Origin of the sequence: Clostridium sp. 1001270J_160509_D11, assembly GCF_015667935.1 — a bacterium.
In the GTDB taxonomy this organism is placed as follows: Bacteria; Bacillota; Clostridia; order Peptostreptococcales; family Peptostreptococcaceae; genus Intestinibacter.
In genome coordinates this window covers 1-15,151 of the sequence record NZ_JADPET010000069.1, presented here as the reverse complement: position 1 = coordinate 15,151, position 15,151 = coordinate 1, and the positions used below count along the sequence as shown (strand labels likewise).

At 29.9% G+C, this 15,151-nt stretch carries 16 protein-coding genes; 3 read left to right on the top strand and 13 right to left on the bottom strand.

Annotation, left to right across the window (positions count from 1 at the left end):
• The first annotated feature begins 388 nt into the window (after positions 1-388).
• Positions 389-1,630, top strand: coding sequence for a hypothetical protein (locus I4U58_RS07975; protein WP_195930768.1), 1,242 nt, complete (start codon positions 389-391; stop codon positions 1,628-1,630).
• Positions 1,631-1,655: 25 nt separating this feature from the next.
• Positions 1,656-2,966 (top strand): DnaB-like helicase N-terminal domain-containing protein, encoded by a 1,311-nt coding sequence (locus I4U58_RS07970; protein WP_195930767.1) that lies wholly within the window; start codon positions 1,656-1,658, stop codon positions 2,964-2,966.
• A gap of 101 nt (positions 2,967-3,067) precedes the next feature.
• On the opposite strand, the gene I4U58_RS07965 is transcribed toward I4U58_RS07970, so the two are convergent.
• The 12 genes from I4U58_RS07965 to I4U58_RS07905 all read right to left on the bottom strand — a co-directional run bounded on the left by I4U58_RS07965 (position 3,068) and on the right by I4U58_RS07905 (position 13,587).
• Positions 3,068-3,406, bottom strand: a complete 339-nt coding sequence (locus I4U58_RS07965) for a hypothetical protein (protein ID WP_195930766.1) — start codon at positions 3,404-3,406, stop codon at positions 3,068-3,070.
• A gap of 72 nt (positions 3,407-3,478) precedes the next feature.
• Positions 3,479-3,913: a hypothetical protein gene (locus I4U58_RS07960; protein WP_195930765.1), complete on the bottom strand. Its 435-nt coding sequence runs from the start codon at positions 3,911-3,913 to the stop codon at positions 3,479-3,481.
• A gap of 34 nt (positions 3,914-3,947) precedes the next feature.
• Entirely contained in the window at positions 3,948-4,382 is a 435-nt protein-coding gene (locus I4U58_RS07955; RefSeq protein ID WP_195930764.1) for a hypothetical protein, read from the bottom strand.
• A gap of 379 nt (positions 4,383-4,761) precedes the next feature.
• Entirely contained in the window at positions 4,762-4,995 is a 234-nt protein-coding gene (locus I4U58_RS07950) for a hypothetical protein (protein ID WP_195930763.1), read from the bottom strand.
• A 176-nt stretch (positions 4,996-5,171) separates the two neighbouring features.
• Entirely contained in the window at positions 5,172-6,344 is a 1,173-nt protein-coding gene (locus I4U58_RS07945) for a hypothetical protein (RefSeq protein WP_195930762.1), read from the bottom strand.
• 166 nt (positions 6,345-6,510) lie between these two features.
• On the bottom strand, positions 6,511-8,238 hold the full coding sequence (locus I4U58_RS07940; RefSeq protein ID WP_195930761.1) for a hypothetical protein: 1,728 nt from the start codon (positions 8,236-8,238) through the stop codon (positions 6,511-6,513).
• Between the two features lie 82 nt (positions 8,239-8,320).
• Positions 8,321-9,514, bottom strand: a complete 1,194-nt coding sequence (locus I4U58_RS07935) for a hypothetical protein (protein WP_195930760.1) — start codon at positions 9,512-9,514, stop codon at positions 8,321-8,323.
• A 614-nt stretch (positions 9,515-10,128) separates the two neighbouring features.
• On the bottom strand, positions 10,129-10,494 hold the full coding sequence (locus I4U58_RS07925) for a hypothetical protein (protein ID WP_195930759.1): 366 nt from the start codon (positions 10,492-10,494) through the stop codon (positions 10,129-10,131).
• A gap of 180 nt (positions 10,495-10,674) precedes the next feature.
• Complete coding sequence (locus I4U58_RS07920) at positions 10,675-11,484, bottom strand: hypothetical protein (protein WP_195930758.1); 810 nt, start codon at positions 11,482-11,484, stop codon at positions 10,675-10,677.
• 111 nt (positions 11,485-11,595) lie between these two features.
• Positions 11,596-11,970, bottom strand: a complete 375-nt coding sequence (locus tag I4U58_RS07915) for a hypothetical protein (RefSeq protein WP_195930757.1) — start codon at positions 11,968-11,970, stop codon at positions 11,596-11,598.
• 208 nt (positions 11,971-12,178) lie between these two features.
• Complete coding sequence (locus I4U58_RS07910; RefSeq protein ID WP_195930756.1) at positions 12,179-12,421, bottom strand: phage holin; 243 nt, start codon at positions 12,419-12,421, stop codon at positions 12,179-12,181.
• A gap of 122 nt (positions 12,422-12,543) precedes the next feature.
• Positions 12,544-13,587, bottom strand: coding sequence for an ABC transporter substrate-binding protein (locus I4U58_RS07905; RefSeq protein WP_195930755.1), 1,044 nt, complete (start codon positions 13,585-13,587; stop codon positions 12,544-12,546).
• Positions 13,588-13,738: 151 nt separating this feature from the next.
• On the opposite strand from I4U58_RS07905, the gene I4U58_RS07900 reads away from it, so the two are divergent.
• Positions 13,739-14,374: a DUF975 family protein gene (locus I4U58_RS07900; protein WP_195930754.1), complete on the top strand. Its 636-nt coding sequence runs from the start codon at positions 13,739-13,741 to the stop codon at positions 14,372-14,374.
• A 321-nt stretch (positions 14,375-14,695) separates the two neighbouring features.
• On the opposite strand, the gene I4U58_RS07895 is transcribed toward I4U58_RS07900, so the two are convergent.
• Positions 14,696-14,941: a hypothetical protein gene (locus tag I4U58_RS07895; RefSeq protein WP_195930753.1), complete on the bottom strand. Its 246-nt coding sequence runs from the start codon at positions 14,939-14,941 to the stop codon at positions 14,696-14,698.
• Positions 14,942-15,151: the final 210 nt, after the last annotated feature.

Here is a 15,151-nt window from a genome sequence, read left to right as displayed (position 1 = left end):
CAACACATCTTGGACGCTTTACTGGAGCATTTAAAACTTTAAAAAAAATATTTTTTTCAAGTAGTTTGTTGGATTTTTTATATTATTTTTATTTACTATTATATTATAAAAGTAATAAACTGGACCTTCCAGCAGGATGTGTATGTATGTTGTGATTTAACTTGAGAGCAAACCAGAAAGTCCAGCTTTATTAATGACTTTTTAAATTATATCATTAATATTTTAAGTGATACAAATGAATAATTGATGAAAAACAATGAGTACCTGCTCTCATGAGTACTGTCTCTTTTGAAGTTTCAAAAGAGTTAGTTATTTATCTAACTACATTATGGACATTATTATTTTATATTATACATATTTTTTAAAAATTTTTTTAGGAGGTTTTATTATGAAGTACACAATAGAAGGATTTTCTCAAAAAGTTGCAAAAGATCTTGGTCTTGATGCTTTGGATTTGATAATACTTAGATGGTTTGTAGATTTTAAAGACTCTGGAAATATGCGCACAGAGTTTATAAATGGCGAAAAATACTACTGGATTCGCCACAAAAAACTAACTGACGAACTTCCAATTTTAAGTATGCAGACAAATGCTTTTTATAGAAGACTTAGAAAAATATGCGAATGTGGCGTTTTGAAAAGAGTCTTATTAAAAGAAAATGGCAGTTATACTTACTATACACTTGGAGAAAATTTTATAAAACTTATATCTACACAAAGTCCTTCACACTCTAAATCATCTAAGAAAACTAAGAAAAAATCTAGTTTAACAAAAGACGAAATATCTTCTCTAATGTCAGATATTGACGCATATGAAAAAAGTGCTGAGCCTTTTGATAAAGTCAATAATTTAAATAATTTAGATGAAGAAAACTTATCTTTAAATACTAGTTCTATATCTTCTGAATTATCACCTTCGTCTTTAGAACAATTGCCTACATCTTCTGAGTCGTCACCTTCGTCTTTAAAACAATTACCTACATCTTTTGAGTCGTCACCTTCGTCTTTAAAACAATTGCCTACATCTTTTGAGCAATCACCTTCGTCTTTAAAACAAACACCTACATCTTTTGAGCAATCACCTTCGTCTTTAGAACAATTACCTACATCTTCTGAGCAATCACCTTCGTCTTTAGAACAATTACCTACATCTTCTGAGCAACCACCTTCGTCTTTAGAACAATCACCTTCGTCTTTAGAGTCTGACCAAATAATTAATCTATCAAATAAATCTATCACATCACAGTACAAAGATGACGTGAGTGCTGAATTTTTACTTTCTGAGCTTATGTGGACTCTGATAAAGAAAAACAACCCAACGTTCAAAGAGCCTAATTTTAACGATTGGTCAAAGGCGTTTGATATTATTTTAAACAAAGACAACCGAAACTTCCAAGAGGTTACGGAGCTTATCAAGTGGATTTATCTAGAAAATGGATTTTGGGGTACTCATATTTTAAACCCTTGGTATTTCAGGGATTGTTATGAAAAGGTTCTAGCTAGAAAAAACTTTGAAACTTCAAAGAAAAACCTGCTTTCACAATGCAGTCTATATTCAAAACAAAGTTTATCTTCAAAACAGTTAAATCAGTATTCAAGCTCGGACTTAAGCGAGTTTGAATATATGTAGTAAATTTAAAATCGAGGTGATTTTTATGAATTTATATGACTTAGATGCGGAAAGAAATATTTTGAGCTGTGTATTTTTAGAAAATGATGTAATTATCGAGGGCAACAGGGTCAACTTGTGCGCGGACGACTTTTTCTACACTCAACATTCAATCATCTACACATATATGAAAAAGCTATACGACACTAATATCGGAATCGATCCGGTGACTTTGAGGGCTGAGCTTGAAAAAAACGACATGCTCGAAAAGGCAGGTGGAATTTCTTATCTTGCTGGGCTGACTGCTCTCATTTCAGTTTCTGACAATGTATCGTTTCACATGAAAATTGTCAAGGATTTGGCGACAAAACGCAGCATAAAGGACCTGCTTTCAAACACTACAAAAGACATCAAAAAGCTAGACAGCAAAGACCTTCTACAGTTTTCTGACGACTTAAAAGCGACACTTTTTGACAGTGGAAATGTAGAGGATTTGATTATAGATGTGTCAACTATTGCCCCTCAAGTTGATGATGTGGGAAGTATCCAAACTGGATTTTCTGCTATTGATTCGGCGACCGGCGGCGGGCTACACTTCGGTACGCTGACTGTTTTGACAGGTAATCCCGGCTCTGGAAAAAGTACATTTTTAAATCAAATTTTGTCTAATGCTATGAGTTTGGGCTTTAATGGATTTTTATATTCTGGTGAACTTTCTTACCAGATGTCGTTGGATTGGTTTTGTAAAACTGTCGCAAATCCAAACCACCTTTCATCTTGTATTAATTCTTTTGGAAGATATACAAAAGTTACGCCAGAAGGTCGCGAGGAAATTTTAAATTGGGCAAAAGACAGGCTGTTTTACTATTCAAAAGACGCCACAGCCGACGAGATAAATTTAGTAAATGCCATTGAGTACGCTGCAATTAAGAAAAATGTAAAACTGTTTATATTAGACAACTTGATGACGCTAGAATGTAGCGGTTCTGACAAATACGAAAAACAAATTATCGCCGTAAAATCACTAAAAAACCTTGCAAAAAAATACGACCTCGTCATAATCCTAGTCGCCCACTCCAACAAAAGCTCACTTTTAAATCGTGAGCCACACGTTTTTGAAATATCAGGAGCAAGCGAAATCCCAAACTTGGCGGACTACGTATTTAAAGCGACTCGCGAAAACAGCGAGCCCGAAACCTACATCCTCCTTCTAAAAAACAGAATCACAGGTATAATAAAGAAAAAACTAAAACTACAATTTGACAGCGATAGAAAGAGATTTTTCACCCAAGGAAAATCAGAACTGCAAAAAGACTACGGCTACTCACCAAAACTAGAACAAGGAAGTTTTTTATAAACACTTAAATTCCTTATCACAAACTCGTTAAATAGAATCACAATCTCCCCAAATTTTACAATAACAAAAGGCGTGATCCCTCACGCCTTTTTATTTAAACTTTATTCTTCAATAAAACTAAATTCTATATAATCTCCGTTTTTTAATTCTATTTCAAAATCATAGTATTTCGTCTCGTTATCGTCTTCTTCTTCTGATCCAATCTTAAATGTCCTTATGGCTCTAAACCCAATTTTGCTCGTGCTGTTTGCGTCTTTTGATAACAACAAAATTTTGTCACCAAATCTCATAATAACGTTACAATCCAGGACCAAGTGTATTGGGTTATCTCTCGAATGATACATCACTGTACATTCTCTGCCTGGACGATTCAAATCAGTTCGATATAATTCCTTATTTTCGAGTGTTTCGACAAAGCGCTCAATCCCCACTTCTTTCACAATCGCCCACCTCCTTATGTTTATATATGATAAAATAAGGAGGTTTATTACTTTGATTGTAGTTTATATTGATTATAAAAATCTTCTAAGCATATCTTGGTGCACAAAGCTCACACATTCGATTCCATATTTTATCTGCTCTACTAATTCTTCGCTGTCGAATGTATCTTCTCCATGAGCATATACAAGTTCGCCCACAACTACATTTTCGCTATTTATATAAAATTTAAATGCTTCGTATTTTTCGTTGTATTCGTTTAGAAATTCCAATAATTCAATCGGATAATCTGAGTTTTTCCCCTTCATAAATCTATAAGTGACTACTGTAAACGGGTTGTCAGAAATCATAAATAGTCTAATTTCACAAGGATATTTCATCCCATATACATCTTGTAGTGTGTAAAGACATAGTCTGTTTTCGTTATTTTCTATTATTTCAAATCTATTTAAAGTTCTCGACTCTTGCAACTCGTGGATTAATATCGGTTTTTTCTCAGCAAAATTCATAATCTCGCCCCCTAAATAAAAAATAATATAAAACTTATAAGATGTCCATTATATCATCTTTGACATTTGATACAATTCCCAAACCATCTTGCAATAGTTCGATAAATTCGTATCCACTAAAGTTATTGCCTGATCCGATATATGCTATTTTCGCCGTTATAAAATTTTGTGGTGTAATGTAGTATTTTATAACTAAGCTGTCGTTGTTGTATTTATGCAACAATCTAAGCACTAAACCTTTCTTTTTGTTGTCTTCTAATTTTGCAATAACATAATTTATTGAATTATAACAACTAGAATTCGGTATTGATATGGATACTTCATAAAAGTCCCCAGCAAACATTCTAACTGATGGTTTTAAACTTAGTCTCAACATCTTGCTGTCGTCTTGTAAAACGTCGAATGCTGAAAATAAGCCAGTTTCTTTGAGAGTCTTTTTAAGTAGTGACTTTCTTCTATAAAACTCCATATTATCATCCCCTTAAAAATCTACTTATTGATTATATTGTAGGTATATTTTTCGTAATTTTCAATAAATTACTTTAATAATTTGTGAAAATAAATTGTTGTAAAAAAAAAGTGCCAATCGAACCGAGAGTTATGTATGTAAAGTCCGATTGGCAAATAGCAAGATTGGAATCTCTTGCTCCTTGATTATGCATAATAATTATGGGCTTATTATATGACCTTCCGAACGGCCATTGCAACAAACAAGGAACAAAATGTCTTTAATTAATTTTATTATGGGTTTTTTGGATTAAAGTTTATGTATTGTATATAAATAAGTATATTTTTATTGTAGACATGTTTTCACTTTTTAAACACATTTTGTAAATTTTTTTTTAAATTTAAAAATCTGCGTTATCTTTCTCTTTTTCTTGGTCTTCGGCATCACTTGCCCCGTCGTCTTCGTCTTCATCTTCGTATCCGTCGTCGTCTTTGTCGTTTATGTCGTCATTGTCTTCGTCTATATTTTCGATTGCATCACTGTTGTCGTCTGAAGAGTTTTGCTTGTCCTTATCGATACATCCATTTATAAATAAACATAAAACTACTCCAAGTACGATAATTATCCTTTTCATAAATAATACCTCCACCTTTATATTTCACTTGTCATTAATAATAGTATTGTTTCCTTTTATAAACTTATTCAGATTTTCTAAACTTATACTTATTTAGTCTTTTTAAACTTATACTTGTTAAGTTTTTCTAAACTTTGTTTATATCATTTTCTATAATACCATAAAATGGAGGTTATTTAAAATAATCCAAATCTCAAGAACTTATCTATATAGGCTTCTTTACAAAACAAAATCTTCAAAAACTCATCATCATCTAGATAGTCCATGCATTTTATCATAAGATAGTCGAACAACTCATTATAAAAATAATCTCTGTTTTCTTTTATATAAGGATCTTTTTTAGAGTGTTTATTGAAAAACTCGACTTTATCTATATTAAATAGCATTTTTTTAAAGTTTTTGTCCTTTTTAAAATCATTTAAATCTTCTTTATAATAATCACAATCTAAAAACATATCTCTTTTCTCTATATTTTCTTGTTTAATAATAAATGTAGCTATTTCATCATAAGAATACTCCTCATCATATGCACTTCTATATAAACTGCTGTATAGAAGGTAAAATTCTTGAAAAATATCCATTTTGTCATCATTATCACTTTTTATCTGCTCTAAGACCAACAAGACTATATCATTTTGGATAAACACCTCGTATTTTCTAAGCATTAAGATATACGACATAAACAAAAATGCATAGCCATATTGCACCGTAAAAAACAGCAATTCATCCCCAGATTCTTTGTAGAGTTGTTTTAGTTCGCTTTGTGAAAAATTCAACCCACTTCTATTAAAACTTTCCACGTCGTATTTGTATATATTAAATACAAGATTAAATACAAAATAATCCCAATCTCTATTTCTAAAATTATTATAAAGCTGGATAAATCCACATCCTTGTGCCTTTTCAAAATATGAATTACCTTCAAATCCATGATTTTTTTTAATAATCTGATTGCATGAATTATCGTAATTTGTCATAATCTTGTCTACTGCGTCTTGGTAAAAATGCCTTTTTGAAATTTTTTCTACTACATCGCGTTTAAATACTTTTTTATGTAAATCGAAATAACTATTTACGTCCCCCGCCAATTTATACATTGAAATCACAATATCAAGCCCCCTTAGAGATAAAAACTCGGGGTTTTGGCGATATTTTTTCCAAAATTTTTCTAGATTCTTATTATTCCAATTTATATTATAACAAATAACAGTTGTCGCATTTGAAATACTTATATAATGTTGTCTAATTTCCTTGGCTAATTTAGCCTCGACAATTTTCTTTTCTTCTATATCTTGTTTGCTGATTTCTGATGGTTGCTTGCTTTTTATTTTTCTTCTTCTAAACCACATACTACGCCCCCTCACAAAAGTCAGTTTACTTACTATTATTATATAATGATTTTATGTAAAATAGGCGTTTTTTCCAAAATAAATAGACCAGAACGATAGTACAATGAAAATCAATATAAATTTAAATTAAAATGAACCACTTAAAAAGTCCCGACAATAATAATCTTTATTCCCCTCGTCTAAAAAGGCAATCTCTTATAATATATAAAAATACCATTATCCCGATTGTAAGACAAAACGCCTCTATATATGTTTTATCCGATATTGTACCGCCTATAAAAGATATAATCGCTATAAATACCCTGATTAGTATACTTTTGTTGGATACTATCTTTCCGTATGGGTGAGTTTTTTTAATCGCAGCATAATTACAGACTAAACTAAGCCCAAACAAAATCCCTACTGTGACATATGATAATAATAAATCTCTTCCATAAATAAATCTATTGTCTAATATCTGTATAAATAGATCAAACAACATAACTCCAGAGAACAACATAAAAATTAAACTCGCTATTTTAAATCCATATGACAAAGTGCTCTTTTTTTGTGTAGGCTCTGCTGCTACTGCATATTCATCATAAGTTAGTTGATTTTTTTGTTTAGGTTGTTTGTTTTTAATTTGTGGTAAATTTTCTGATTTTATCTTGATGTCGTGTTGGTTGTGATGTTCTTGGTTGTGTTTGTCGTGTTTTTGGTCATGCTTTTCGTCGCGTTGGTCGTCGTGTTTTGGCTCTTCTCTTTCTGATTCTAATTTATATTCTCTTTGAGCTTCTTTTTCTCTTTCTGCCTCATCTTCTTTTATCTCAATTTTTATTTCATTATCGCTTTCTTTTTTAAGATTTGAGATAATTTTGCTGTTTAACAGACTTTTTTCTATCTCGTTTTTTATATTTAAAAATCTCTCATCATTATATTTTTCATAAATAAAATTACACTCGTCTATAAGCTCATTTACATCTTCATTTAGCTTCGGTGTTTTAAATGTATCTTTATATATTTTATTTAAATTGTCTAAATAGACTTTGTTTGAGTATGTATCTTTTTGTTTGTATTTTTGGCTAAAATAATTTTCACAATACGAATTTAGAATTTCTTTTTTGTCTTTTAATCCTACATTATCTAAATTGTCCTTTAGATATTTATTTATCTCAGAATTTATAATTTCTGATTTTCTCTTTGCTAAGTCTATCCCAAAGTAGTTAGCGTATTGTTCTATTTGGTTGTTTTTGTCGCCTTTATTTATATCTAATAAATAAAAATAAGTTTCTTCTAGATATGGATTTGAGCCGAGCATTTTCTCTAAAATATTTAGCTTTTCGTCGTTTCTCAACAACTTCGATTCTGATTTTAATTTAAAAAGTAAATCCTGTGCCTCTTTTTTATCATCTGATGTAACTCTATACAAGTCCTTATCTGTCTCGTTTTCTACACAGTCCAAGATTGCCTCATGTATATCTACTACACTGTTTTCAATAGAGTTTAATATATTTTCTCTTACTTCTTCTGAGTTAAAAATTTCTGTTTTTTCCTTGAGTATTTTGTCGTGATTTGATTTTTCGATTTTTTTATATTGATTTTCTAAATTATTAAATACATCTCCAAAGGTGCAGTATTTTTGGTAGTATTTTTGTGTGAAATTTTCTTCTGTTATATTTTCTACATCCATATCTTTTAATGTATCTACAGCGTAATCTATGTAAGTTTTGATAATGTCTAGGCTCGTATCAAATCCGTCTGAAACTAAATCGTCTAGTCCCTTATATTCACCTAAGATCTTATTAAATGTATTTCTCGCTTCTTTTCCATATTCTCTGTACTTTAAATATAATGTATTATACAGCTTTATCTCCTCTGGAATTTTATTGACAATACTGTTTTTCTCTTCTCCCATATAGAGTCCCCCTATTCTCACTCACTTTCTTTCCAAATTTCCTTTATATATATTATAGTACTACATTTTTGGCTTGTAAATTTTAATTAAATGCTTCAAAAATCATCTTTAAAATATCGTCTAACCCGCTAAAATCAAAGTTTTCCCTGCTTATGTCTTTATCATTCATTCTATCAAAAAATTTTTTTAGACAGTTTGCCTTATCTAAAATCCTGCCTTGGTATTTGCCCGCACTTTCAAAATACCCAATCCACTGTATCGGAATTAAGTTATCTTCGTCTTCTGTTAAGATGTCTTTTCCGAGATATAACTCTATACTGCACGCCATCCCGTTTATATCCATTACGACATCTCCTGTTGGGCCTTTTGTGGGGTATTTTTTCGCAATTTCCAAGTCTGGATATTTAAGCACTTTTATATTGTTTGGTATTTCTATCCCGCTTAAAAGTTTCATGGCCTCTTGCCCCGCTGTGTCATTGTCGAATATTGCAATAGTTCTGTTTGCTATTCCAGATGAGATAAACGCTTTTATAGTAGATACAAGCGCATCAGCACTCCCCCTAAGTCTTGTGGCCTTAAAATCTAAAAATGAGTAGTATTCTGATAAGTGGGGGTATAAGATATTTAGCGCAGTCTCCAAAACACATGCATCTGACTTTCCCTCTGTAAGGACGATAATCTTTTCATTTATTATATATTCAGATTTTGCAGTTTCTTTGGCGCTTTTGCTAAACTCAAAATCCTCATCAAAATAGCCATTTGCTATAATCTCGCTCACATCATATATAATCTTAGAATCACTATAAAGCGACAACACAATCCTCAAAATAAACCTGATATCTATAAAACTCCCGCCCCATAAAATATCCTTATTTCTCAAAATAAATAAAACCATATCTTCTAAATCTTTGTCATTTTCCAAGATTTCTAAATTTTCTCTGTCTAAAAAATACTCGTCATAAATATTATTATCTATAATAAACTCTATACTTTTATTTAGGATTTTTATAAATTCACTCTTTGACTCATATATATTTCTCACTTTAAAAAACTCATCATAAGCCTTTTTTAAAGTAAATCCCATAATATCTAATTTGTCTGAGTAATTTTTACAACTCAATATATATCTAACTTTTGTGCTCTCTTCTTCATACTCTATTTCCTGGGTTATAATCTTATCGCTTTCCGAAAAGACAGAAATCAATACCCCGTAAACATCATTTTTGTCTTTTAACAATTCATAATTATTTAAATATAAACGACTAAACGCCTCCATAATGTATCCCCCTTTAAAATCTCAACTTTGACCTTATATCTATTATTATATTTTTGTTTTTGCTTAATTTATACTATAATTATACTATAAAGTATATTATTATATAGGAGGGATTGCTATGAAAAACATATCTATCATATCTAGTCAAAATCTAGATTCAAATTCTGATTTAGGAAGTTTTGATAATAGTTAATATATCATCCAAAGTCTAGATAGTTTAACTCGCGATGAGAAAAACGTTATCTTACTCAAATTCGGTTTTATAAACAACAAAATCTACACATTAAAGGAAATAAGCCTTATATGTAGTATTTCCGGAGAGAAAATAAGACAGATAGAAATAAGTGCTTTTAAGAAACTGTTAAACTCGAGCTATGTAAAGACTATCCACGAGCAATATACAACAGCTTAGTATTAAATTAAGTTTTTTAAAAACTATATATTTATGTGACGATATTTATATCATATAAACGAAGATACTTATATATATTTTTGGCATATTTATATCTACCAAACTCTAAAATATATAAATCATTGAGTATGCAAGCATACTCAACAGACTAAAGTCCATAAAAATTAAAAAAGGACAGTTTAGAAACTGTCCTTTATATTGTTTATTTATTTAACACAAATAATCTTAAGTATTCAAACACTATGTCTTCTACTTGTATTACAACTTCGTTGCTTTCTTTATTCCAAAGCATATTATACCATTGTGTTAAAACATATTCTTTCTTTTCTATATTGATTATCATAACCTTTTTGTTTTGAAGTTTTATTAAATCGTCTTTTGAATAATCATCTAGTGAAAACTTAATCCCCTTATTTTCAAAGTCATTTTTCTTTATTTCAGCAAATATGTCTTTTAGTATGTCTTTTTCTATATCTGTTAAATCTGTCTCAGATTCTAACGCCACATTGTCTTTTTCCAATAACTCTTTATTGTTGCCTAGAAATAAAGTATTTACTTTTCCTTTCATAATGAATACCCCCTGTTGATATTATTTATTAATATTAATTTTATACAATTGTTATTTGGACGTCAAGCAAATTTCTGAATATTTTCATTATTTTTCTAACATACTTCCATAACAAAAAAGAGACGGTGAATCACCATCTCTTTTTATATCAAATTATACTATATAATCATATTTTAAATTTTAATATATATCGTCGTACGAATATCCTCTATCTTCTCCACAAAATACGCAGTACCAAGTCCCATTAGGTGCCTTAATCGCGAAATCAGTAAATGCAAGTGAAGTGCCGCAGTCTGCACATCTTACATTATACTCATTATAACAATCTAAACAAAGGTCATATCCTACTAATTGATACATTTTTCCATAATCGCCACACATATCACAGTAACCTTTGTCAAAATCTTGAGTAGAGCTTGTCTGACTTTGTATTGTTGTACTTTCTTCAGATTCGTAAGTTTTTTCTTCTGGAGCCTCATATACTATAGATCCCTCTGCTCCTGGCCATATTACGTTTTTTACAGCCTCCTCAGACACTATCTCGTCTATGTATAGTTGTTCACAGTTTTTAGATAATCCTTCTATAGAAGTTAGTTTCTCTTTTCTTATATTGTTTAGGCCATCTTCTGGTATTGTGCATGAAAATATTAAAAAGTCGTCATCTGTACTTATATTAGATGCAAATACGCTCAGTTGTAGTGTTTTTACGCCCTCTGGCAATAATTCTATAACGTCTGCTAATGTATTAAACATCTGTTTTACAAATACATTTTCATCTTGTGCCATAGATTTTTTAATTTCTACAATCGCATTTGAATCGATTTCTTCATAGCTTTGTATACCATTTAAATCGTAAATAGTTTTTTCTTGTTCTTGTGTATTAGTAAGAACAACCTCTTTTTTTTTCTGTGGTTTAGAACATCCAACCATCCCAATTATTAGTGTAAATATTATACCTAATGTAAATAATTTTTTTGTAAAATTTTTCAAATGTATTCCTCCTATATATATGTATATAGGTATTATAATACATTTTTACAACTATTAGGTAATTTATTTATATTTTAGTAAAATAAGTTCCTGAAACCCTTTTCCTACGTGCTAATTTAAATAATTTGATGGAAATAGCCTAAAATACTCACATACCATATCGTCTAGCTCAACAACTACGGCATTAGCCCCCTTTTGTCTTCTCATTTTGTACCATTGTGTAAGTACGTATTCTTTTCTATCTATATTTATTAATATAACTCTTTTGTCTTGAAGTTGTATTAAATCGTCTTCACATATGTCTTTAATAGAGCATACTATATTTCTATCTTGGAATTTATTTTTCTTAAATGCTGAAAAAACATGCATTAAGATTTTTCTCTCTTTATCGTCTAACTTTGTTTCAGATTCTAATACTATGTTCTCTGCTTTTACTAAGTCTAAATCATTATAAGACCTAAATAAAGTATTTACTTCATTGTTCATATTAATTCCCCCTTATTTAATATTATTTATTGCTTGTATTTTATATATTTTGCTTGTATTTTTGCATCTTTAATATTACATATTTATCATTTTAATCTAACTGTTATTTATTTGTCAAGCAAGTCATTAGATTTTTTTACCATTTTATTTTGTTATATTTAATCACATAAAAATGCTTGGAATCTATAAAAACTCCAAGCATCTAAACCTAATTATTATTGGACTTTTTTTCATTTAAAACTTTATCCGCTTCTATAGCAGCTTTTGTAAATGAGTTGTTTTTCCACCAAGCCCAAATTGACGCACCTATTGTAAATGCCAGTGATATCACTTGGCTGACTTCTTCATCAGAAATCGGCAAAATATCGTGACCTGTGCTAGTCAAAATTTGGTTTAAAAGGGCAATTACCAAAACTGTTGTACGTATAATTGTGTCTTTCTTAACTTCCATAAGATCAACTCCTTTTTATGAGCTATCCCCAAATACCTCTTGTTAACTACCCCTTATTTTCTTTTATGAAAAAACTACTTCAAATGTTCTATTTATATAACCAAACTATTTATTTCCTATAATTATTTTTCATCTATTATTTTTTGAGCTATACTAGTATCAACTATCTTATCATATGGAGCTTCTTTTTCAAGTTCGCCAGCAGTTTCCATAACTTTCATCAAGTTATCTAAACTTTCTTTTTCAAAGTATGGATTTTCACACCAAGCGCCTATTTTTCTATATTGTTTAGCAACTGTAACTAATTCGTCTATATCATTGTCTTCAAAGTAAGGTTGGATTGCTTCTGCGATTTCTTTATCGCTAGCATCTTTACACCATTGTTGAGCTTTATATATTGCTCTTGTGAATTTTTCTAATACTTCTTTATTATCTTTCATATAAGATTTTGTTGAAGAATAAGCAGTGTAAGGTATTTTACCTGAATCTTTACCTATTGATGCAACTATATATCCAGAACCGTCTTTTTCAAGTTGAGTAGCTGTTGGTTCAAAAGCTGTTGTGAAATCTGCTTCACCAGCTGCAAATGCTCCAGCCATAGCTGCAAATTGAACGTCTGTTCTTACGTTACATTGACCACTAGCAGTATCTTCTCCAATTTCAACACCATTTTGTTTTAAAACGTATTCCAAAGTCATTAAAGGCACGCCTCCTGCTCTACCTCCAAGAACTTCTTTACCTTTTAAATCGTCATAAGAGAAATTATCTATTTTTTCTCTAGAAACTAAGAAACTACCATCACATTGAGTAAGTTGTGCAAAGTTAACTGCATAATCGTCTTCACCTTGATTGTAAATATAAATTGATGCTTCCGGTCCCATAAGTCCTATATCAGCATCTCCAGAGATTAAAGCTGACATAGTTTTATCAGCACCTTGAGTATTTACTAAATCAATTTCTAGACCTTCTTCTTCAAAGAAGCCCTTACTCATAGCTACATATTGTGGTGCATAAAATACAGAGTGAGTAACTTCTGCTACAGTTATTTTTTGTAACTCTTTTGATTCTTTATCGCCTTTATCACCAGCAGTATCATTACTGCATCCTGTTAAGCAGCAAACCCCTAGAGCCGCTGCACTTACGATAGAAATAATTTTCTTGAACATCGATATACCTCCACTAAAATCAAACATAATTCATTATATTCATAGGTTGCAGTTTGGTTACAAAATTAAATATTTTACACTATACTCTATAATATATGCTACGATTAAGGAAAATAGTAAATTTTTCATTATAAAATAGGAGGCTGGACTTATGAAAACTAGAGCAGAAATAAAAAAAGATGCCAAAAGAAAATTAAACGCTTTTTGGATTGTCCCTGTAATTACAGTTTTAGTAGTTTATGTATTGGAAGCACTCATTATAGGAATGTTAAATGACTCCACATTATCTTCAATATTCCAAGTTGTAATTACAACAATAGCTAGCGTTTTTACAACTACATTGTTTTTGAATATAGCCAAAAACGACGACTTCGACCAAGTTAAATTCTCTTGGATGAAGACATCTTGGATGAAAGTTTTAAAATGCATAGTATATACATTGCTTTTATCTTTAGCTACTACACTTATACAATATGTAGCAATATATTCTGGAGTATTATTGAGTTTTGTTTTAGGAATATGTATAACAGTAATAGAAGTGTACTTATCATTCTCATTATTAGTAATATTAGATACAGATGCACCGATTATAGATGCTGCAAAACAAAGTATAAATTTAGTACAAGGTAACTTCTGGAACATAATCGTCTTAGGTTTATCATTTATAGGATGGTTTATCTTAGGTATACTACCTCTTGGACTTGGACTACTTTGGGTATTGCCATATACAGGTATAACATTTGCAAATTACTATTTGGAATTAAAATTGTATAAACCTATGATTTAGGTTTAACTCTTTATACTAAAATACATTTAAAAATGTAGATTTTTTAAATATATTTATAAAAATTATATTTATCTACAATTTATAAATAAATATAAACTACTATATATTATAAAAATATCTATAAAAAATGCTGTGTTAGATAACTTTATAATTTTATCTAACACAGCATAAATAAACTTTAAATCCCAGTATAAATAAATCTAGATTAAGTAAATTGTAAATATTAATCTAAATAAATCGAAATTAAACAAACTTTAAACAATATAAATAGGCCCGTTTTCGAAATCTATAACATTAAAATTCATAGTTATCTGCATAATTCTACAAATTATTGATTTCCAAAGCTTTTTCTATAGAAATTTGTTGATGCAAAGTGCGTTTGTTTCTGTTCTTACCTATTTCTCCTTCTAATGCAATTCTATCAGCGTGTGAATCTAAGCATTTGATAATGTCTTTGTTAGAAAGAACTAATTGATTTTCTGCCAGTAATAGCGCCATCTTTAATTCCTTTGGATCTACATCTTTACCTAAATGAACATCTCTTAATATATTATTGAAACTTCTCATATTAATCCCTCCTGTTACAATATAAATTTTTTTATATACAAACTTCGTGTTTTTTATTGTTCATTCCTTTAATTTTCGTTAGTCAAATTCCTACATTTTTAACGATTTATCGAGTTATTTTTTGCAAAAAAAAATAGTAGACATAAATCTACTAATTTCATACCTTTATTTTTGAAAATTATATATTTTAAATTTAAAATCGTTTTCTTT